Origin of the sequence: Nocardia arthritidis NBRC 100137 (assembly GCF_001612765.1) — a bacterium.
GTDB classification, from domain to species: Bacteria; Actinomycetota; Actinomycetes; order Mycobacteriales; family Mycobacteriaceae; genus Nocardia; species Nocardia arthritidis.
The window spans coordinates 25648-45049 of sequence record NZ_BDBB01000001.1; the positions used below are offsets into that span (position 1 = coordinate 25648).

The window sequence follows — 19402 nt, forward strand, 5'->3', positions numbered from 1 at the left end:
CGCTACTCACCTCCCATCAGTTCGCGGTAGCTCCTGCTGGTACGCAGCAATTGATCGTGGGTGCCCTCCGCGACGATCCGGCCGTCGGCGAGCACCGCCACCCGGTCGGCCAGCGCCGCCGTGGACGGGCGATGCGCGACGAGCAGCGTCGTCGCGTCGGCCAGCACGGTGCGCAGGCGTGCCTGCACCCGCTCCTCGGTCTCCACGTCGAGCGCGGACAGCGGGTCGTCGAGCACCATGATCCGGCTGCGCTCGCCCCCGCCCGCACCGGTGAGCACCGCGCGGGCCAGCGCGAGCCGCTGCCGCTGGCCACCGGACAAGCTCAGACCCTGTTCGCCGATCCTGGTGTCCAAGCCCCAAGGCAGGTCGTCCACGAAATCGGTGGCCTGCGCGACCTCCAGAGCGCGGCGCACGTCGGCGTCGGTGGCGGTCGGGTCGCCGAGCGCGACGTTCTCGCGCACGCTCGCGGAGAACAGCACCGGGTCCTCGAAGGCGACCGACACCAGCGACCGCAGATCGGCGACTCGCATCGCCGCGATGTCGATGCCGTCGATGGTGATCGCACCGTCGGTCACGTCGTACAGGCGCGGGATCAAGTTGAGCAGCGCCGTCTTACCGCTTCCCGTCGCGCCGACCAGCGCCACGGTCTCGCCGGGGCGCACCCGTAACGACACCTCCCGCAGCACATCGTCTTCGGCCTCGGGGAAGGCGAATCGCACAGCGTCCAAGCGTAATTCGCCGCGGATGTGCTCGGGCAGGTCCACCGGGCGGGCCGGGTCGGTGATGTCTACGGGGGTGTCGATGATCTCCCAGTACCGGTCGGCCGCGGTGCGCGCGTCGTTCAGCTCGGCGAGCAGGAAGCCGGTCCAGATGATCGGCCACTGCAGGAAGGTCGCCAGTGTGATGCCCGCGATCAAGGTGCCGAGCGTCATCGTGCCGTGCGCCACCGCGTATCCGCCGTACCCCAGCGCGAACGCGATGGCCAGCTGCGGCAGGCTCACCATGAGCGACCACAACGTCGCATCCAGGCGCGCTTTCAGCAGCTCGGTCTGCCGTAGCTCCTGCGCCTGTGCGGTGAAACGGCGGCCGAAGAACACGCCACGCCCGAACGCCTTGAGCACCCGGATGCCCTGTGCGGATTCCTCTGCCGTCGTGGCCAAGTCGCCGGACTGGTCCTGGGAACGACGAGACGCCACCGCGTACCGGCGCTCGAAACGAATGCAGCCGATCACCAGCGGGATCGAGATCACCGCGAAGATCAGGCCGATCTGCGGGCTCAGCCCGATCAACACGAGCAGGCCGACCGGGATGATCACGCAGTGGACGAGCAGGAACGGCGCCGCGAAGGACACGAACCGGCGCATGGTGGCCAGATCATCGATCGCGCGGGAGAGCAGCTGACCCGACTCCCACGCGTCGTGCCTGCCGATCGACAGCGCTTGCAGCTTGCGGAAGATCTTCGCGCGCACCGTGATCTCGAACCGCGTCGCGGGTGCGGCGATCAGCCAGCGGCGCCCCCACACGCCGCCGGCCTCCAGCAGGCCGAGCGCCGCGACCGCGGCCACCGGCCCGAGCGCGCCCGCGAGATCGCGGTGGGCGACCGGGCCGTCGATGATCCGGGCGATCATCAGCGGGATGACGACGGCCGTCAGGCCGGACAGCACTGCGAGTCCGCTGGCGGCGAGCAGAATCCTGGCATGCGGACGCAGGTACGGCCAGAATCGGCGCAGGGAATGCAGGCGGCCCGTGGCGGCGGGCCGCCCCGTTCTGTCGGCCTCCGGTTCGGCCGACGAAACGTCCAGTGCGACAGACAAGACTCCCCCTCGAGGTATGTGACTGGCGGCGGAGAACGGGACCCACGGTGATGTTCGCAGCGGGGTCCGACATTCCAGGGTCGCACCGGAACGTGCGTCGACCAACCGATTTTCCGGCTGCCGCCGGAGATCCGCGGTGACGGGTGCGACACTCATTCGCCAAGCCAACAACCTCGAGCGAACTCGAGGTCAAACCGCACGTATCTGAACTGCCTCCCATGCTGATCGCCGCCGGATATCTACGGGTCACCGATCGCGACCGCTACCTCGACAGCCGCGGTAGGTGGTGGCGCTCGCCCGCGCACGCGAAGGCGGCCCGGACTTCAGCTTCGGCGCGGACCTGTTCGAACCCGGGACCCGGCGCTAGCCGACGACCGCCGTCTCCGACTCCCACTCCTGCGGCGCGTCCGGGAACGCCTGCTGCTGGTGGCCGCCGCGCAGCGTGCCCTCCAGATAGGCCGCCCGGCAAGCGCGGCGGGCGATCTTGCCGCTGGACGTGCGCGGAATCGAACCAGCGGGCACCAGCAGCACGTCCCGGACCATGACGCCGTGGCGATGCGCGATCGCGGCGCGCACAGTGTCGGCAACCGACTCCGACTCGAGCTTGCCCGCACCGGTATTGCGCTCGGCGACGATCACCAACTGCTCGGAGGTGTCCTCGGCGTCGAATGCCAGGCCGGAGCGGCTGCCCTGCTCGAAGACCAGTGCGGGCAGTTCGTTGGCGGGCACCGAGAACGCCGCGACGAAGCCGGGGCGCAGCGCCGTGCTGGATTCCTGGGCCGAGAACTCCAGGTCCTGCGGATAGTGGTTGCGGCCGTCGACGATGACCAAGTCCTTGACCCGACCGGTGATGTACAGCTCGCCGTCGAGGTAGGCGCCGAAATCGCCGGTGCGCATCCAGTTCGCGTCGGGCGGCGTGCCCTCCGCGTGACTGTTCTCGGGCAATCGGGAGGCCAGTTTCGCGCGGAAGGTGGCCTCGGTCTCCTCGGGGCGCCCCCAGTAGCCGATGCCCATGTTCTCGCCGTGCAGCCAGATCTCGCCGACCTCGCCGTCCCGCCGTTCGGTGCCGTGTTCGGGGTCGACGATGACCGCCCACTGCGACAGCGCGACGTACCCGCAGGACACCTGCGCGATGGCGTTGTCCGCGTCCGCGGCGACCTCGACCATCCGCCCTGCGTTCAACTCGGTCCGGTCGACATGGACGACCTTCGCCTTGTCCTGGGCCCGGGTGGCGGAGACGAAGACCGTCGCCTCGGCCATGCCGTAGGAGGGCTTGATCGCCGTTTCCGGCAACCCGTACGGCGCGAACGCGTCGTTGAACTTCTTCATCGACGACACCGACACCGGTTCGCTGCCGTTGATCAGCCCGATCACATTGGACAGATCCAAGTTTTCGCCGGGTTTCGGCTTGCCGCGCGCCGCGGCGTGTTCGAACGCGAAATTGGGTGCGGCGGCGAATGTTCCGGCGCCGTCCGAGGCCGCGGCCAGCTCCTTGATCCAGCGATAAGGGCGGCGCACGAACGCGCTCGGCGACATGATCGTGATGAATCCGCCGCCGACGGTCGGCAGGATCACGCAGAGCAGGCCCATGTCGTGGAACAGCGGCAACCAGGTGACCCCGCGCGAATGCTCGGTGACGCCGATGGCATCGATCATCTGCAACAGATTCGTGCCCACCGCTCGATGAGTGATCGCCACACCCGCGGGCGTCCGGGTCGACCCCGAGGTGTACTGCAGATAGGCGACGCTGTCGATGTTGATGTCCGGGCGCACCCACGAGGCGCCGACGCTGTCCGGGATCGCCTCCACCGCGATGATGCGCGGACGCTGCGGCGGCGGCAGATGCCGGAAGAACTTCCGCACACCACCGGCCGCGGAGCCCGCGGTGAGAATCGCCGCGGGAGTGCAGTCCCCCAGCACCGCGTGCAAGCGGTCGGTGTGGCCCTGTTCCTCCGGATCGAACAGCGGAACCGCGATAGTGCCCGCGTACACCGCGGCGAACAGCGAGACGACGTAGTCGAGTCCTTGCGGAGCGAGGATCGCCACCCGGTCGCCGGGCTGGGTGACCTGTTGCAGCCGTGCCGCCACCGCGTGCAAGCGCACACCGAACTGCCGCCAGGTGAGTTCGTGGTATTCGCCGTCCCGTTCCCGGGAGTAGTCGATGAAGCGGTAGGCGAGTTCGTCGCCGTTCTCCGCGCTGTGCTTGTCGACGAAGTCGATCAGGGTCTTGTCGCCGCGGATTCTGATATTGCCCTGATCGTCCAGATAGTCGTCGAAGGTTTCGTCGATCATCGCCTTATCCTTTTCCAGCGCACAGCCACTCAGGGCGTGCAATGACACCGAACACAGGTCGATAACGAAGCGCCGGGAAGGCTAGCAGGTGTCCCGGCCACCTGTCGGTCAGTACCGTCCGAAGGCGAGCGCGACATTGTGCCCGCCGAATCCGAACGAGTTGTTCAGGGCGTAATTTATGCGGCCGGGCCTGGCTTTGCCGTGCACCACGTCCAGATCGATGTCCGGATCCTGATTGTCCAGATTCAGCGTGGGCGGGACGATTTCGTCGCGCACGCTCAGCACCGTGAGCACCGATTCGAGCGCGCCGACCGCGCCGATGGAATGACCGAGAGCGGATTTGGGCGCGTAGACCGACGCGTGGCTGCCCACCGCCTGGCTGATCGCGCGCGCCTCCGCCGTGTCACCGATCGGAGTGGCGGTCGCGTGCGCGTTGACGTGCGTGACATCGGCCTTGGTCAGACCCGCCGTGCGCATCGCCCGCGTCATCGCACGCGCGGCCCCGGTGCCCTCGGGGTCGGGCGCGACCAGGTGGAAGCCGTCGGAGGTGATGCCCGCACCCATCAGCCGGGCGTGGATGGTCGCGCCGCGCGCTCGGGCGTGCTCCTCGGTCTCCAGAACCATCAGCGCGCCCGCCTCGCCGAAGACGAAGCCGTCCCGCTCGGCGTCGAACGGACGTGAGGCGCTCTTCGGCGCATCGTTGCGGGTGCTCATCGCGCGCATCATGCTGAACGCCGCGATCGCGAGGGCTTGGATGGAACCCTCCACGCCGCCGGTGACCACGATATCGGCGTCACCCATGACAATCGCCCGCCACGCGTTGGCGATCGCCTCCGCACCGGAGGAACAGGCCGACACCGGCGTCGTCGCCCCGGCCCGCGCCCCGAGTTCCAGCGCGACGCAGGCCGCGGCACCGTTCGGCATCACAGCCTGGACGGTGTACGGCGACACCTTGCGGTAACCCCCGTTGCGCAGCTTGTCCCGAGCGTGGATCATCGCCTCCGCGCCGCCGAGCCCCGTACCGATCGACACCCCCAGACGGTGCTTGTCCACCTCGGGACTTCCCGCGTTGCGCCAGACCTCACGCCCGAGCACGACGGCCAACTGTTCCACGTAGGCGAGCCTGCGGGCCTCCGCCACGTCCAGGTACGTCGCGGGCGGGACCACGAGATGGCCACCGATGCGCACCGGAAGTTCGAATTCTTCGATGAAATCGTCCTCCAGGACGTCGATGCCGCTGTCGCCGTTGAGCAAGCCCTTCCACGTGGAATCCACGTCACCCGCGAGGGAGGTGGTCGCCGCGAGGCTGGTGACCACAACGGGGGGAAACTGTCCGTTTCTGGTGGAAGGCATCTGCATGTTTCGCTCACTTTCCCTAGCGTCGCTCTGGAACGTCGTCGAGCAGAAGCAATGCGCGAGCGCGCCACCAGGATCGTGGGCGGCCCGCACGGATGGCACTGGAGCGCAGGCGGAACGGCCGGTCATCACGTCCATGTGCGACCACCCTTGTGCATTATTGGAAATGCGCACGGATCGCACTGCGTGACACGCGGACCGTACCAGGTGCCGAGACCGATGGTCGCGTGTTCGGGGATCGCCCCGGACGACTCGAGTAACCTGCTCCCCGGGCACGGGACGCGCGGGCGGCGTCCGGTGTGGACGCGAGAAAGGGAAGGTCGTTGACGGGCGCGCGGATGGTCGGGCTGTTCGCCGGGATCGGCGGACTCGAGCTCGGCCTCGGCAGGCACGGCTGGCACACCGAACTGCTGTGCGAGATCGAGCCCGGGGCCCAAGGGGTGCTCGCCGCCCGTTTCCCGGACGTGCCCCTGCATTCCGACATCACCCGGCTGCGGGCGATCCCGGCGGGAACGGAGCTGGTCGCGGCGGGATTCCCGTGCCAGGATCTGTCCCAGGCGGGGCGCACCGCGGGCATCACGGGCACGCGCTCGGGTCTGGTCGACGAGGTGTTCCGGCTGGTGCGCCGCAAGCGCGGCCCACGCTGGCTACTGATCGAGAACGTGCCTTTCATGCTGCAACTGGGGCGCGGCGCGGCGATGCGGCACATCACCGGCGCGCTCGACGAACTCGGCTACACCTGGGCCTACCGTGTGGTGGACGCCCGCGCCTTCGGCCTGCCCCAGCGCAGACAGCGGGTGCTGATGCTGGCTTCCCGCACGGAGGACCCGCGCGGGGTGCTGTTCGGCGAGGACGCCGGTCCCCACCTGATCGGCGATCCCGAGGTGGATCCGTGCGGCTTCTATTGGACCGAAGGGGTGCGCGGGCTGGGCTGGGCGGTGAACGCGGTTCCGACGCTGAAGGGTGGCTCCGCGCTCGGCATCGCCAGCCCGCCAGCGGTGCGGCTGCCGTCCGGAGAGATCGTCACGCCGGGAATCTCGGACGCCGAACGCCTCCAGGGCTTCGACGCGGGCTGGACGGAGCCCGCGACCGACACGCCGGGCATCCGGAAAGGCCACCGCTGGAAGTTGGTCGGCAACGCGGTGAGCGTGCGGATGGCGGCCTGGGTGGGATCGCGGCTGGCCGCTCCGCTCGACCCGATCTCCGGCGATCAGCCGCTGGCGCCGGGCACGCCGTGGCCGGTCGCGGCGTGGGGGCACTCCGGTGTGGCCTATCGGGTGCCGGTCTCGACCTGGCCGGTGCACGAGCCGTACGAGGACCTGGCGCACTTCCTCAGCGACGCGCGGTTGCTGTCCGCCCGCGCGACGGCCGGATTCCTGCGCCGCACCACCATGGGCAGTCTGCGTTTCCCGCCCGGCTTCCTCGCCGATGTGGAAAGCCATTTGGATCGGATGGGCGGTTGGGCGGCATGAACCGGCCCCCTACCGACGCGGTCACCAGCGCGCGGATGGCGCGCCAGCGGCGCACCGGAACCGATCCCGAACTCGCGCTGCGCCGGGAACTGCACCGCCGCGGGCTGCGCTACTTCGTCGACCGCGCACCGATTCGGGGCCAGCGCAGGCGCGCGGATCTGGTCTTCCCACGCCGGCGAGTCGCGGTCTACGTGGACGGCTGTTTCTGGCACCGCTGCCCGCAGCACGCCACCGATCCGAAGAACAACGCCGAATGGTGGGCGGTCAAACTGGCGGGCAACGTGGCCAGGGACCGGGCCACCGACGCGGCGCTCGTCGCGGCGGGATGGCGCGTGGTCCGCGTCTGGGAACACGAGGATCCCGTCAGCGCGGCCGATCGCGTCCAGGCCGAGTTGTCAGCGGTGGTGGCGCACCCGCACGAGTGACCGCGGAGCGTGTGCGGCCAGGTAGCCGGACATCACCATCACCGTGATGACCGCGATTCCGGCGGCGGCAGTCGCGAAACCTAGCATGGGGACCTCCTCGAGTTGCAGCTGTCGACCAGCGTGCCGGGCGAAGCTGACAAGACCCTGTGTCCCGGATGGTAATGATGTGTGCGGCCCGCCGCTGTCCGGCGCGCTCCAGCAACCAGCACAATGGGGACGTGACGGATGGCTCGGACATCGCCGTTCGGCGGGTGCGACCGGCGACTGTGCTGGTCGCCGCGGCGATCGCGATCGCGGGGCTCTGCTATTCGTCCTGGGTGCTCCAGTTCGCGCTGAAGATCCACCTCGACCCGGTCGACACGTTCCTCAGCGAACTGGACGCGGAGGGTAAGCCGTACCGTGAGGTGTTCGCGACCGCGGACCTCATCGTCGGGGTGTCGCTCATGCCCGCCGCCGTCGCGGGACTGCTGTTGTTCCCGCGCCGCCGGATGACCACGGTCGGCTGGATCGCGCTGTTCTGCTTCGGCGCGGCGACCATCGCCGACGTCCTGCTACCGCTGCGCGACTGCACGCCCGGCGAGAGCGGCTGCGGCGGCCCGAGCGAACTGTTCCCGCAACTGCATCAGCCGCACGCGCTGACGAGCACGCTGGCGGTCACCTCGATCGCGGTCGCCGCGTGCGCCTTCAGCGTCGCCGCGTTCCGCTACCGGCGCTGGCGGGTGCTGCGCGAATTCGGCCTGTTCGTGCTGGTCATCGGTGCGCTGGCGACGACGTGGATGCTGGTGGCCGACAATCTGCCGGGGAACTACGCGCTGGGGATAGCGCAGCGGATTCAGGTGGGAGCGATGTCGCTGTGGTTGATCGCCTTGGCGGCCGCTGTCATCGTGGAGAGCCGGGAGCGGACCGAGCCGAGCCGATAATCGAGTCGCCCGGACGGGTCCTGACGACTGCGAGTCAACGGCAGGTGCCTGCACTCGGCTGTCCGGCACATGGCCGCGCGCGGCGCCATGCGATGCTGTCGCCCATGAGTGATCGCGTGAACATCTCCTCGGGTTCGGAGTTCGAAGACCTCGTCGGCTACTCGCGGGCGGTCCGGCTCGGTGATGTCGTCGCGGTCAGCGGAACCACCGCTTCGGCCCCCGGCGGCACGGCCGTCGGCGGCGACGACATCGGCGAGCAGACCAGGGAAACCCTGCGGCGCATCGGCTCAGCGCTGGAGGAGGCGGGCGCGAGCCTGGCCGACGTGGTGCGCACCCGCATCTTCGTCACCGACATCGCCCGCTGGCCCGAGGTCGCCAAGGCGCACGCGGAGGTGTTCGGCGAGATCCGTCCGGCGACGGCCATGTACGAGATCAAGGGCTTGATCACCCCGGCCCTGCTGGTCGAGATCGAAGCCGACGCGATCGTCGCCGGGTAGGGCGTCGAGCGGCGCACACCCTTCGCGTGCCCGCCGTCCGCGAGCACGTTGGTCGACGAGCTGATCGTGCTCGACTGCGGTCCGCCCACCGGACCCGCGATCGCCGGTGACCGATGCAAGGGCGCGCCCGTCACGCAGGCCCTCGGATTCCGGGTGGCCTCGGATCTCCTAATTCCCAGAACGAACCCGGCCCGTCGTTCGCGACGAGCCGGGTTCTCTCTCGCTAGGGTCGAAATCGTGACCACCGCCTCGCAGACCCCCGTGCCACTCGATACCGTCGCCGAGGCGACCACCCGCCTGCTCGACACCATCCGTGGCCTCGACGAGCACGCCGTCACCCAACCCTCCTCGCTGCCCGGCTGGACTCGCGGCCACGTCCTGGCCCACCTCGCCCGCAACGCGGACAGCCTGGTGAACCTGCTGCTGTGGGCCCACACCGGCGTCGAAATCCCGCAATACGCCAGCGCTTTCCTGCGTGACAGCGACATCGAAGCGGGCGCGCCCCGCCCGCTCTCCGAGCAACTCGCCGACAACGAGGCCGCCGCAACCCGCTTCCTCGGCCTCGCCCGCTCACTCACCGACGACGCGTGGCAAGCCCAGGTCCGCACCCGCCAAGGCCGCCCCATCCCCGCGACCGAAGTCCTCTGGATGCGCCTGCAAGAGGTCGAAATCCACCACGTCGACCTGAACGTCGGCTACCACCCCTCCGACTGGCCCGCATCCTTCGTCGCCCGCATCCTCCCCCAAGCCACCGCCGACCTGACCCGCCTCACTGCCGACACTCCCCTCGCCCCCTTCACCCTCCACGCCACAGACTCCGACTTCACGGCCACCATCGGCCCCGCCCCCGCCACCCACACCATCTCCGGCCCAGCATCCTCCCTCGCCGCCTGGCTACTGGGCCGCAGCCCCGGCTCCGACCTCACCGGCGACCTGCCAGACCTCCCCGCCTGGAAATAGCCCCATGAGCGGCACCCCGCTGCGGCATCGGCCGAGACCGCTCCATGGGGCCACTTGTGAGCGTCGGGCCTGACGTCAACGGTAAGCTGAACTGGTGGGTGTCGGAGAATTAGAGGCACTGGCAAGCGCGCTTCGAAGGTCCTGGTCCGCAGACACGAGCAGCACCCGAGACTGGACGGAAGAGAACGGCGCGAAGGGGCAGTGCGCGGTTACCGCTTGCGTCGTCCAAGACTATCTCGGCGGGGATATTGTCAATACGGTTGCCACCTTGCCGGGAAATGAAACGGTATCGCACTACTTCAATGTCGTAGATGGCGAGATCATCGACCTTACCCATGGGCAATTTCCTGCGGGAACGACTTTTACTGAGCCGAGAGCAAAGCGGGGTCGACATGCCTCCACCCGCGCGTATTGCCTTTCATACGAAAGCACTCGCCTGCGGTACGAAACGCTTCGCAGACGGGTTGCCGAATATGTTCACCCAGACGAGCAACAGCAAGGTCGGTGCGGCCTGACCGTCACCACGGCCGACTGGCGGTAGTGGCGTTATCGCAGCATCAACGCGCCATCCACATCTCGAGGAACGATCGCGCCTCAGGAACCGACGAGTACGACCGTAACGTGTCAACAATCTCGCCGAGCGCGGTTTGGAGACGGGTCGATGCGATAGCTCGAAAGTCTTCGATGTTAGCGGACAATGTGCCGCAACCGTCGGCAAGAAATCCGGCTCGAATCAGGTTTTGTGATAGGCGAATCTGCCAGGCAGCCCGTTCACGCGGGTAAGCCGTAGTGCCGTTGACGGCGGATCGTAGGTAGGCCCCGGCTGCCTTGTGATCGCTAAGGCGCATGAAGGCCAGGCCAGTCAACCCGCTGAGCTGAGCCTCGGACAAGTGGGCGAGATAGTCAGGGTCGTTTCCTCTGGTCGATTCAAAGGCACGGTGCGCCCGGCTCACAGCGGCCACCATAGCTGCACGGTCACCAGTAAAGCTGTGGGCTTCGGCTTCTCGAATCGCTGCCAGCGCCCGCAGTTTCGGTCCCCCGTCACGCCGAGCGGCGAGTTGGGCGGCTTCGGCTAGCTGGACCCCTTCCTTGGGGCGGGCGCCGTCGCGGTAGGACAGCAAGCACGCGTTGATCCAGGCATGGGAGGCGGCGATACCATCGCCTGCCGCCGTGGCGGCCTGCGCGGCGTCGGCGTAGTAGCGCCGAGCCTCGCGCCAACGGCCCGCGTCATAGTGGACCCAGCCCGCAGCGGTCATCATCTCGGCACCTGCACCGGCTAGCGCTCTGCCGACTTGATCGGTGTAGCTGCCAGAGTCCAACAGCTGCTCGACATACCGCACTTCGTTGGCAGTGATCGAGCACAATCGGTCACCTCCGCCGATCCACTGCAGTTCGTGGATATCAGCAACACTGCGGATGATTCGCTCGACTTCCGTTCGACCAACCCGGCCCCCCGTTTCCACGACCACAGCAGCGGAAGATGGTCCTCGGCCTGCTGACATGGCGATACCAGCACCGACCGTCCCCGTTTTGAAGAACTGGCGCCGGTTCACGTCCGCCTCCTCATCCGAATCCACCGCCAGTATGGAAAGCGGAACCTGCAGTGCTCTTGCCACACGACGGAGAACTCGGACATCGTAAACCGCTGGACCATCGTGTTCTAGCTGCGAGACGGCTGGCTGTGTGAAGTGAATCAGTACGCCGAGTTCCGCCTGTGTCATTCCAGCGGATTTGCGGATTCGGCGAATGGTCTCACCCGTCGTCATATACATCGTCGTCCCCCTACTACGCCGCCGTATGTCAGTGGTCGTTGCCCGACCGGACCATGTCTACCAATATCTTTCTGGGCCTCTAGACCATATACCGATTTCCGTATCCTCCAGAAGGATTCGGTATCAAGCCGGAATCGGGCGGCTTTTCAGCCGTACGGTCCGCTCGGTACCCGGCATCGGGCCGACGCCGTAGCCAGCGCGGCGCACCAGCACGCCAGAGTGGCGAGTCGGTGGCGAAAGCCCCCGGTGCTGGGTACCACCCGCCCATTCAGAACCAGAGGAAGCGCCGCCCGTTATGCCGACCAGTTCTCTTGCCATGTATCAACTTCTCGCCATGTGCGACGAAGCCGCTCACCAGGCACCCACTGTGCCGTTCACGATCCCCCAAGCCCACACGGTGATGCGCTATCACCTTGCTTGCCGTGCGAAGTGCTGCCCTCGCAAAGCCGCCGCACTACAGGTTCTGGTCGATGCCGGACGAGTCGTGCCGTCCACGACGAAACCCTGGTAATCAGCTTGTCCGCTGGCAGCCTCAGAGACGATCGCCGTACAGGAGGAACCGGTGACGAAGATCCGGCCGACGAGAGGCCGGAAGGCGTGCGAAACAAGCTGCCGTTGGGAGTCCGCCACATTCACCTCGAGTTCGGCGCACTCACACTGGATTATCAGGCGAGCGCGGCGCAGGCCCAACAGGTTGCCGACGCGCTGACCAGGCACTCCGACTCGGGGCTCATCGTGACCGTCGATGACAACCTGCGAGCAGATCTACCGCCGCTGCCCTGCGCTGGATTGTGGGACTGACAGCACCCCCCGGCCAGCCCGGCATCAATGACCAAATCCGAAGGGAGCGTTGTGACATCACCCGACCACCCGAAGCATCCAGAAAGCGCATCCTAGCTCGTCCCTTCCGTCGAGGACCACAAAACCTTTGTGCAGGCTGAAGGGAAGCTGGCCGAACACCTGTGCAATGTTCACCTGTTGGATCTCACGCCCGAGCGCGCCGGGCAACTGCGGAATATCCACGCGGAGCATCGGCCGGACGACTGCCTGGTGCATCTGGCTGCGGCATATCTACTGCTCGGCGAGGACTGCGTCTGACAAGCGCGCCAGACACGGTGCCGGAGCGACGTCGGGTGAGCATACTTCCCGTTCCCAGCAAATGAGGCCGCGGGCGACGGCGGCTCACCGACCTATGCGGGTTGGCGAACCTCGACATCAACCGCACCGTTGGATGTGAACCAATCCAGCAATTCCGGCCCGTCCAGCAGGTCTGGACAGGCGACACCGATGTCGACAGGCCCGATGACCAAGCCGCTCGCTCCGTCGACAGCACAGCCCGCCAGCCGAGCGCCCGAGAGTCGTGTTCGATCGAATCCGCACTCGCGGAGGTCGGCGTCACGGAGATCCGATCCGGAGAACGAGGCTCGTCGCAGGCGCGCTCGACGAAGGTCCGCACCGAGTAGATCGGACTGACTGAAGTCCGCTCGCTGCATGTCGGCGTCGCACAGCTTCGCGTACCGCGCGTGGCAGCCACGACCCTGGACTTTACGAAGATCGGCACCACCCAGATCAGCTTCCGAAAGCTGCGCGCTGGCAAGCCAAGCGGTGTACAGATCGACGCCGACAAGCAGCACTCGGTCCATCGCGGACCCACTGAGCTCTGCTCCAACCAGGTCCAACCCGGACAGGTCCGAACCCGCGAAATCCAGCCCGTTGCCATTGAGAAGTGATGAAGTTGTCTGCTCCGCCGACGGGCTGACGGGAAGCCTCTCCATATAGTCCAACAGCGCCCGGTGAGCCAGCGGGTCCTCGGGCCAACGGCGAACGCTCCTCATCGAACGACCGCGCGCAGTGTCATCTTTGCCAGAGCACCTATCCTCACTCTTCTCGCTCCCGAGCATGTACAACGCTTTTCAATATGCCGCGCAGCGTGACGCGGTGCGGATTTAGAGCCCCCGCTCTACTGGAAGGTTGCCATCCGGTGTCATCAGAGATGCGGAAGCCCCTCCGGATCGAAGCGGACGGTCCTTCCGAAGAGAGCGCCCGAAGGCAATCGCACCCCTAACCTTCTGATCCGTCGGCATGGGCGCGGGCAGTGGTCAGCGTAAATCCGGTAGTGGCTCGCATGTTGGGCAAGCGGTGGAGATGCACAACTGTCGTCGTGGTTGTCGTCAGCCCTGTCGTCCGCAGCGGTGTCGGTGACCTCTTCGCCCAATGTTGATGGGTGTTGCGGGGGGTATCGAGCGATGCTGCTGAGCTGGCAAGACCCGCCATGGATCGCTGCGTGTCAGCAGGTCTCGCCAGGTCCGCTGCTTTTTGCTGCCGGGTGCTTCGGGGGCCCAAGCAGACGCTACGGGAGCAGGGCGAGCAGTCCGATCACCGAGACACAAAGGGCCAGGGTTCCGCCGAATGCGGGGGCGCCCCGGAGAGCCGCCTGGATCCAAGTGTTGCCACTCATCTGGTGCGCGATCGCCATCACCAACCAGACAATCACCGCAATGGAAATTGCAAGGCAGCTGGCGAGGACGAAGGCGGGCGGATTGTCGACGAGTCCGGCATGCAGATCCGGATCGGCGGCGAATACGGCGTCCGGGACCGGATTGATTGCTGCACGGTTTCCCGTTATGGTCGCCATTGGCGGCTCCTTTGTAGTTGACACAGGTAGTGGCACCCACGACGAACCGCCGAGCATCCGTGCTCCCCCCTCTGCGACAGGGGGGAGCACGACTCGGATCGCGGTGTCCGGCTGATGGTTCCGGCGATGCGTCCCGGGGCTGGGAAGTACTCTAGCCGCCCATAACCGGGCAATCACGAATCGATACACGGGAGAGCGGCAACGGCTTCCACCCTCCGGCTTTCGTTTCCAGCAAACTTTCGGTGATATGCGCTGGTTGCGGCGGCGTCTAGCGTTTGCTGGGGCAGAGCTACCCGGCCTCTGCATTAAAGTCTACGTGGCCAGAATCACAATGAAGATGTGACCCTAGTCATAGTGATATGAATCGCAATTGGCAATAAGTGGTCCAAATGGACCACTTATCGATCCGAATGGGCGTACTGAAAAGCTTGACATTGAACAGGGCGTACTGATTTCCTTGACGCCATGGATGGCGAATCACCTACTCCTGACTCCGACCAACTGATCCTCACGCCGACCCCGAAGGCGGTGGCCCTTGCGGCCGCCCAGCTAAACCAGGAAATTCGTCGGAAGTGCGATGAACTCGCGGGCGACCTGCTGAACGAAGCCGCCAAGCTGCAGGGTCTTCCGGAGCCGGTAGGCGTCGAACCTCTCGGTGGCACGCTGCGAACCGCTCTGGAGCTTGCGAAGCTTCGGATCCGCGATCAGGCGAACGTTGACGTTGACGGCACCGTGAAGTCGGCACGCGAATCGGGGGCCACCTGGGAGCAGATCGGGTCAGCCTGTGGAATAACCAGGCAAGCTGCGTATGACCGGTGGGGCAAGATGATGAAGAGCATCCGGAAAGCCACGGAAGCCCCGAAGGATCCGCTTGAGCAATACGATCCGGGCGGGAAACCGGAACAGGCAAAGCGGCGTTACACGCGGAGGAGACTGCGGTAGTCGACCAGTTCCTTTGGCCCTGCTGGGTGGTGGTCTGCGCATTGGTGGGGCTGGCTACCCGCCCGCCCCGATAGGGCCTGCCCTTTGCGCATAGCGGTTCCACGGTCAAGGGTGGCGATAGCCATCAGCGGAGCTGACGCCGTAGGCGCCCTTGATGGTGGAGAAGCGCGGGAACACAACGCAGGCCGTCAGTCAGCATGGCCACGCGGCCAAAGGTCGCGCAGTCGTTCAGGATCCCGACCCGTCGCACCGGGTCCCCGGGACAGGTCTACCCGCCCGGGGGGGGAGGTGGGGGCCGTAGCGCCCGATCCGTCAGGTGGCATCGCACCCGCAGCCAATGCAGAGCAACAGGTCCCCGACCACGAATGGCCCTCGGAACTGAACGCAACCCGTATCGCCTGGTACCTCGACGGGGACCGGACCACAGGCGGTCGACCGGGCGCAGTGCCGGGCGGATTCACGCTCGACTGCGGGAGGCCCAACCGGGTAGGGCACTCGTCGCGCCCACACTTCTTCGGTTATCGAAAACTCGGCAATCACGGATCGGCAGGTGGCGGCGCGCAGCGCCTGCGCCTCTGATCCTGTATGGCGAAATTCGGCAACGACTCGCCCTCCGCGACGTTGTTGTTCACGATGGGTGGCGAGGCGGCGACGGTGCAGCGGATCCTGCGCCCCGATCACCATGACGACGGGGACCTACATGGACGTGATCGACGCCGTCCAGCGCGACGCGGTGACGGGCATGGACGCGCTGTCGAGGAGACTGTCGTCAAATGGTGGCGTCAGAGATGCGAGAAGGCCCCTCCGTTGGTACCGGAGGGGCCTTCTACCTGCGTGCGCCCGAAGGGATTCGAACCCCTAACCTTCTGATCCGTAGTCAGATGCTCTATCCGTTGAGCTACGGGCGCAGGTGTTATTCAGTTGTACCCGGTTTCCCGGGCTTGGCGGAGGCGAGAGGATTTGAACCTCCGGTCCCCGTGAAGGGACAACTCATTAGCAGTGAGTCCCATTCGGCCGCTCTGGCACGCCTCCTGGAGCCTTCTCTTCGAGGGCACCGGTCCTTTCGAACCGCCGAGCCAAAAGGTTACAGTAGCTACCGTCCAGATCACAAAACGGCTGGTCAGCGTAGGTTACTGTCGAACCAATCGAAGATTCTGGTCTGGGAATCGACCTCATCGCCGTCGTCCGACTCGGAGGTGTCGGCGCGGTGGTGCGAGCCGGGATAGGTGACGACCAGGCTGGCGACCGCGGCGCGAGCGGTGGCGTCGCGCAGCTGGTCGACCTGGGCGGGCGGGGTGGCCGGGTCGTCCACGCCGAACAGGCCGAGCCACGGCGCCTGCAGGTTCGGAGCGGCGCGCACCAAGGCGTCGGCCTGGTCGGTGAGCGGCTCGACGATGCCGGGCGACGCGACACTCACCGCGGCGCCGATCGGGCGATTGGTCGCGACCAGGAACGCCGCGGTGCCCGCGGAATCGAAGCCGAGCACGCCTATGGTGTCGGGGAAAACCCCGCGCCGGGTGAGCCAGTCGAAGCAGGCGTCGAAGTCGTCGAACAGCTCTTCGCCGAAGACTCCGTCACCGGGTTGGCCGCCTCCCCGATGGAAGAGTTTGGGTGCGACAACCGTCCAGCCCTCGCCTGCCAAAGCGTCCATCAGGTCGCGTAATGGGCCGGTGAACTCGCCGGACTCGTGCAGCAGCACGATCCCGCCGCGTGCGTTTCCTTCCGGCTCGACCACCGTGATGGGCACCTGCCCACCGCTGGCCGGCCGCTCGTCTTCCTGGTCGCTCGCCCGCAGCGGGGCCATATCGTCGTAGGTGCCCGACATGAAACCAGCGTAGGGCGCGTTGCCGATCTTCGGTAGAAATTGCACGTGAGGGCCTATAGACCAGAGATTTTCCGGTACGCCGATCGGGCTTTCCACGGCGCGGATTAGGGTTGGAGTGTGACAGCGCAGATCCGGCCGGACCTCGAATCGATCCCGGCGTACACCCCCGGCCGCAGCAATCCCGGCGCGGTCAAACTGGCCAGCAACGAGACGACCGTCGGTCCGCTGCCCGCCGCCGCCAAAGCCATCGCGGAGGCGGCGGAGCTGGCCAACCGATATCCGGACAATCAGGTCACCGAGCTGCGCACGGTGCTGGCCGAGTTCCTCGGCGTCGGTTTCGAGAACGTCGCGGTCGGCTGCGGCAGTGTGGCGCTCTGCCAGGAGCTGGTGCAGATCACCTGCTCGTCCGCGTCCGACGAGGTGCTGTTCGCGTGGCGCTCCTTCGAGGCGTATCCGATCGTGACCAAGGTGGGCAACGCCACCGCCGTGCAGGTGCCGCTCACGCCAGGGCAGGTGCACGATCTGGACGCGCTGGCCGCCGCCGTCACCGAGCGGACCAAGCTGGTCTTCGTCTGCAACCCGAACAACCCGACCGGCACCGCCGTCGGCAAGGCCGAGCTGGTCCGGTTCCTGGACGCGGTGCCGTCGCACGTGCTGGTGGTGCTGGACGAGGCGTACTACGAGTACGTGCGGCTGGCCGATCACCCCGACGGCGTCGAGATCGGCCGGAGCAGGCCCAATGTGGTTGTGCTGCGGACCTTCTCCAAGGCGTACGGCCTGGCCGGCCTGCGGGTGGGTTACGCGGTGGGCGACCCGGCCGTGATCACGGCCCTGCTGAAGGTGCATATCCCGTTCAGCGTGAACCGCCTCGCGCAGGCGGCGGCCATCGCGTCGCTGGAGGCGCGCCACGAATTGCTGGATCGCACCGACCTCCTGGTCACCGAACGCGCACGGGTGCGCGACGCCTTGGTGGCGGCGGGCTACCCGGTGCCGCCGAGCGAAGCGAACTTCGTCTGGCTGCCGCTGGGCGCGCGCAGCGCGGAGTTCGGCGAGGCAAGCGCGGCGGCGGGGGTACTGGTGCGGCCGTACGGGGCGGACGGGGTACGCGTCACTATCGGCGACCCGCACGAGAACGATCTGTTCCTGAGCTTCGCCCGTGAGCCGGAGGTGCTCGCGCGGTTCCTGGGCTAGCGCACGCCGATCGCGGGCGCGATCGTCGGCCAGGAGAGGGCGAGCTCGTCCTCCCAGTACGGCCAGGAGTGCGTGCCGGTGGCACGGAAGTGCGCGGTGATCGGGATGCCGAGCGACCGAAGCCGGTCGGTGAGCCGCCGGGTGCACGCGTTGGTCGCTGCCTCCAGCGGGCCGCCGAACGTGATGGCGCTGGGCAGGTCGACGTTCGGGGTGCCGGGCACGTCGTGCACGCCGGGCAGGCCGCTGCCGACCGACAGATAGATCGTCTTGCCGCGCAACGCGTCCGCGTGCAGGGTGACGTCGTGCGCCAGCCAGGCCGGGTCGTCCTGCTTGCCGAACATGTTGTCCGGCTCGCCCATGTAGGTGGCCACCACGGCGCGCGCCTGCGCCTGGCCGATATCGGTGCCCATCGAGAAGCAGCCGCTGTGCGCCGCGATCGCCTTGTAGAGCGTCGGCTGACGGAACGCGAGCATCATCGCGGCCTCCGCCCCCATCGAGACGCCCATGACCGCGTTGATGCCGTTGCCGTCGAACTTCGCGTCGATCAACGGGGGCAGCTCCTTGGCGAGGAACGTCTCCCACTTGTTGGTGCCGAGCACCGGGTCGGCCTGCTGCCAGTCGGTGTAGAAGCTGGCCGGACCGCCGACGGTGAGCACGACGTTGACGTCCTTATCCGCGTAGAAGCGGTCGGCGTGCCCCAGCTCGGTCCAGTTGTTGCTGTCGGGGCTCGCGCTGCGGCCGTCGAGCATGTACACGGTGGGACGCGGGTGCGACTGGTCGCGCGGCAGGAGGACCTGCACCTCGACCACACGGCTCATCGCGGGCGAGGCGACGAAGACCCGCAGCCAGCGATCGTTGATCGGTTCCACGCGCTCGATCCGCGGCGTCGAGGGCTGTTTACTGGTCGGCTCGGCCGGACCCGGCCCGTCCGCGGACCCGGTGTTGACCGGCGGCGTATTACCAGGCGCCGCCGTGACCTGGGGAGCACCGAACGACACCGCACCGGAAACTAGTGCGGCACTGATCAGGGCGCTGGAGAGCCAACGCCGCACCCGGCGGCGACAGAGCATGCCAACCATCCTGCCAGAGACGTCGAGGGTGGGCCGAAGGCCATCACCATGTCGAGGAACACCCACCGCACTCAGCATGCGGCCGCGGCCTTTTGCAAACCGCCCAGCCCTCGAAAAGTGGACCCGGTCAACGGTGCTCGGCACGCCGATTCCGATCCCCGTCCAGGCGATCCAGCAAATCCAGCAAATCACGGCACACCATCAGCACACCCACCGTACGCTGAGCGCCGA

General features: G+C 67.0%; 18 protein-coding genes and 2 tRNA genes. 10 read left to right on the top strand and 10 right to left on the bottom strand.

Annotated features, from left to right (window positions below; all coding sequences use genetic code 11):
• Positions 1-2: 2 nt before the first annotated feature.
• From NA8_RS00140 to NA8_RS00150, 3 genes are all read right to left on the bottom strand, one after another.
• A complete protein-coding gene (locus NA8_RS00140; protein WP_063048291.1) occupies positions 3-1814 on the bottom strand; it encodes an ABC transporter ATP-binding protein in 1812 nt (603 codons plus the stop codon).
• A 363-nt stretch (positions 1815-2177) separates the two neighbouring features.
• Positions 2178-4106 (bottom strand): long-chain-fatty-acid--AMP ligase FadD32, encoded by a 1929-nt coding sequence (gene fadD32, locus NA8_RS00145; protein WP_169810424.1) that lies wholly within the window; start codon positions 4104-4106, stop codon positions 2178-2180.
• Between the two features lie 108 nt (positions 4107-4214).
• Positions 4215-5465, bottom strand: a complete 1251-nt coding sequence (locus NA8_RS00150) for a KasA/KasB family beta-ketoacyl-ACP synthase (RefSeq protein WP_063048292.1) — start codon at positions 5463-5465, stop codon at positions 4215-4217.
• 335 nt (positions 5466-5800) lie between these two features.
• Here NA8_RS00150 and NA8_RS00155 point away from each other — a divergent pair, with 335 nt between their 5' ends.
• The 6 genes from NA8_RS00155 (at position 5801) to NA8_RS35860 (ending at position 10277) form a co-directional block, all read left to right on the top strand.
• Positions 5801-6934, top strand: a complete 1134-nt coding sequence (locus NA8_RS00155; protein ID WP_174550016.1) for a DNA cytosine methyltransferase — start codon at positions 5801-5803, stop codon at positions 6932-6934.
• Positions 6931-7359, top strand: coding sequence for a very short patch repair endonuclease (locus NA8_RS00160; RefSeq protein ID WP_063048294.1), 429 nt, complete (start codon positions 6931-6933; stop codon positions 7357-7359). Before NA8_RS00155 ends, NA8_RS00160 begins: the two co-directional genes overlap by 4 nt.
• Before the next feature lie 218 nt (positions 7360-7577).
• Positions 7578-8279 carry a DUF998 domain-containing protein gene (locus tag NA8_RS00165; RefSeq protein WP_245663596.1) on the top strand — a complete coding sequence of 234 codons (702 nt, stop codon included), beginning with the start codon at positions 7578-7580 and terminating at the stop codon, positions 8277-8279.
• Positions 8280-8383: 104 nt separating this feature from the next.
• Positions 8384-8776, top strand: coding sequence for a RidA family protein (locus tag NA8_RS00170; RefSeq protein WP_174550015.1), 393 nt, complete (start codon positions 8384-8386; stop codon positions 8774-8776).
• A gap of 237 nt (positions 8777-9013) precedes the next feature.
• Entirely contained in the window at positions 9014-9736 is a 723-nt protein-coding gene (locus NA8_RS00175; RefSeq protein WP_245663597.1) for a maleylpyruvate isomerase family mycothiol-dependent enzyme, read from the top strand.
• 94 nt (positions 9737-9830) lie between these two features.
• Positions 9831-10277, top strand: coding sequence for a YunG family protein (locus NA8_RS35860; RefSeq protein WP_439957353.1), 447 nt, complete (start codon positions 9831-9833; stop codon positions 10275-10277).
• 16 nt (positions 10278-10293) lie between these two features.
• On the opposite strand, the gene NA8_RS32300 is transcribed toward NA8_RS35860, so the two are convergent.
• Positions 10294-11502 carry a helix-turn-helix domain-containing protein gene (locus NA8_RS32300; protein ID WP_169810425.1) on the bottom strand — a complete coding sequence of 403 codons (1209 nt, stop codon included), beginning with the start codon at positions 11500-11502 and terminating at the stop codon, positions 10294-10296.
• Between the two features lie 603 nt (positions 11503-12105).
• Between NA8_RS32300 and NA8_RS00185 the strand changes: the two genes are divergently transcribed.
• Together NA8_RS00185 and NA8_RS34260 are read left to right on the top strand one after the other, a co-directional pair.
• Complete coding sequence (locus tag NA8_RS00185; protein ID WP_063048296.1) at positions 12106-12309, top strand: hypothetical protein; 204 nt, start codon at positions 12106-12108, stop codon at positions 12307-12309.
• A 129-nt stretch (positions 12310-12438) separates the two neighbouring features.
• Positions 12439-12606 carry a hypothetical protein gene (locus NA8_RS34260; RefSeq protein ID WP_169810426.1) on the top strand — a complete coding sequence of 56 codons (168 nt, stop codon included), beginning with the start codon at positions 12439-12441 and terminating at the stop codon, positions 12604-12606.
• Positions 12607-12698: 92 nt separating this feature from the next.
• Here the strand turns inward: NA8_RS34260 and NA8_RS32305 are convergent, their stop codons facing one another.
• Both NA8_RS32305 and NA8_RS00205 read right to left on the bottom strand, forming a co-directional pair.
• Positions 12699-13283 carry a pentapeptide repeat-containing protein gene (locus NA8_RS32305; RefSeq protein WP_281198941.1) on the bottom strand — a complete coding sequence of 195 codons (585 nt, stop codon included), beginning with the start codon at positions 13281-13283 and terminating at the stop codon, positions 12699-12701.
• A 575-nt stretch (positions 13284-13858) separates the two neighbouring features.
• Positions 13859-14143 carry a hypothetical protein gene (locus NA8_RS00205; protein ID WP_063048300.1) on the bottom strand — a complete coding sequence of 95 codons (285 nt, stop codon included), beginning with the start codon at positions 14141-14143 and terminating at the stop codon, positions 13859-13861.
• Between the two features lie 465 nt (positions 14144-14608).
• Here NA8_RS00205 and NA8_RS00210 point away from each other — a divergent pair, with 465 nt between their 5' ends.
• Positions 14609-15085: a hypothetical protein gene (locus tag NA8_RS00210; RefSeq protein WP_063048301.1), complete on the top strand. Its 477-nt coding sequence runs from the start codon at positions 14609-14611 to the stop codon at positions 15083-15085.
• Positions 15086-15920: 835 nt separating this feature from the next.
• Here the strand turns inward: NA8_RS00210 and NA8_RS00215 are convergent.
• From NA8_RS00215 to NA8_RS00225, 3 genes are all read right to left on the bottom strand, one after another.
• A tRNA-Arg gene (locus NA8_RS00215) sits at positions 15921-15993 on the bottom strand.
• A 34-nt stretch (positions 15994-16027) separates the two neighbouring features.
• Positions 16028-16117, bottom strand: a tRNA-Ser gene (locus NA8_RS00220).
• 88 nt (positions 16118-16205) lie between these two features.
• Positions 16206-16910, bottom strand: coding sequence for a dienelactone hydrolase family protein (locus NA8_RS00225; RefSeq protein WP_063048479.1), 705 nt, complete (start codon positions 16908-16910; stop codon positions 16206-16208).
• A 117-nt stretch (positions 16911-17027) separates the two neighbouring features.
• Here NA8_RS00225 and hisC point away from each other — a divergent pair, with 117 nt between their 5' ends.
• Positions 17028-18101 (top strand): histidinol-phosphate transaminase, encoded by a 1074-nt coding sequence (gene hisC, locus NA8_RS00230; RefSeq protein WP_063048302.1) that lies wholly within the window; start codon positions 17028-17030, stop codon positions 18099-18101.
• Here hisC and NA8_RS00235 read toward each other — a convergent pair.
• Positions 18098-19171: an alpha/beta hydrolase gene (locus tag NA8_RS00235; protein ID WP_063048303.1), complete on the bottom strand. Its 1074-nt coding sequence runs from the start codon at positions 19169-19171 to the stop codon at positions 18098-18100. The two genes, hisC and NA8_RS00235, sit on opposite strands and share 4 nt — an antisense overlap.
• Between the last annotated feature and the right edge of the window lie 231 nt (positions 19172-19402).

Excerpts from the sequence above, each read along its gene's own strand:
- fadD32 (WP_169810424.1), bottom strand. The coding sequence starts at position 4,106 with ATGATCGACGAAACCTTCGACGACTATCTGGACGATCAGGGCAATATC.
- NA8_RS00150 (WP_063048292.1), bottom strand. The coding sequence starts at position 5,465 with ATGCAGATGCCTTCCACCAGAAACGGACAGTTTCCCCCCGTTGTGGTC.
- NA8_RS00155 (WP_174550016.1), top strand. The coding sequence starts at position 5,801 with ATGGTCGGGCTGTTCGCCGGGATCGGCGGACTCGAGCTCGGCCTCGGC.
- NA8_RS00160 (WP_063048294.1), top strand. The coding sequence starts at position 6,931 with ATGAACCGGCCCCCTACCGACGCGGTCACCAGCGCGCGGATGGCGCGC.
- NA8_RS00170 (WP_174550015.1), top strand. The coding sequence starts at position 8,384 with ATGAGTGATCGCGTGAACATCTCCTCGGGTTCGGAGTTCGAAGACCTC.
- NA8_RS32300 (WP_169810425.1), bottom strand. The coding sequence starts at position 11,502 with ATGACGACGGGTGAGACCATTCGCCGAATCCGCAAATCCGCTGGAATG.
- NA8_RS32305 (WP_281198941.1), bottom strand. The coding sequence starts at position 13,283 with ATGGAGAGGCTTCCCGTCAGCCCGTCGGCGGAGCAGACAACTTCATCA.
- NA8_RS00205 (WP_063048300.1), bottom strand. The coding sequence starts at position 14,143 with ATGGCGACCATAACGGGAAACCGTGCAGCAATCAATCCGGTCCCGGAC.
- NA8_RS00210 (WP_063048301.1), top strand. The coding sequence starts at position 14,609 with ATGGATGGCGAATCACCTACTCCTGACTCCGACCAACTGATCCTCACG.
- NA8_RS00225 (WP_063048479.1), bottom strand. The coding sequence starts at position 16,910 with ATGTCGGGCACCTACGACGATATGGCCCCGCTGCGGGCGAGCGACCAG.
- NA8_RS00235 (WP_063048303.1), bottom strand. The coding sequence starts at position 19,171 with ATGCTCTGTCGCCGCCGGGTGCGGCGTTGGCTCTCCAGCGCCCTGATC.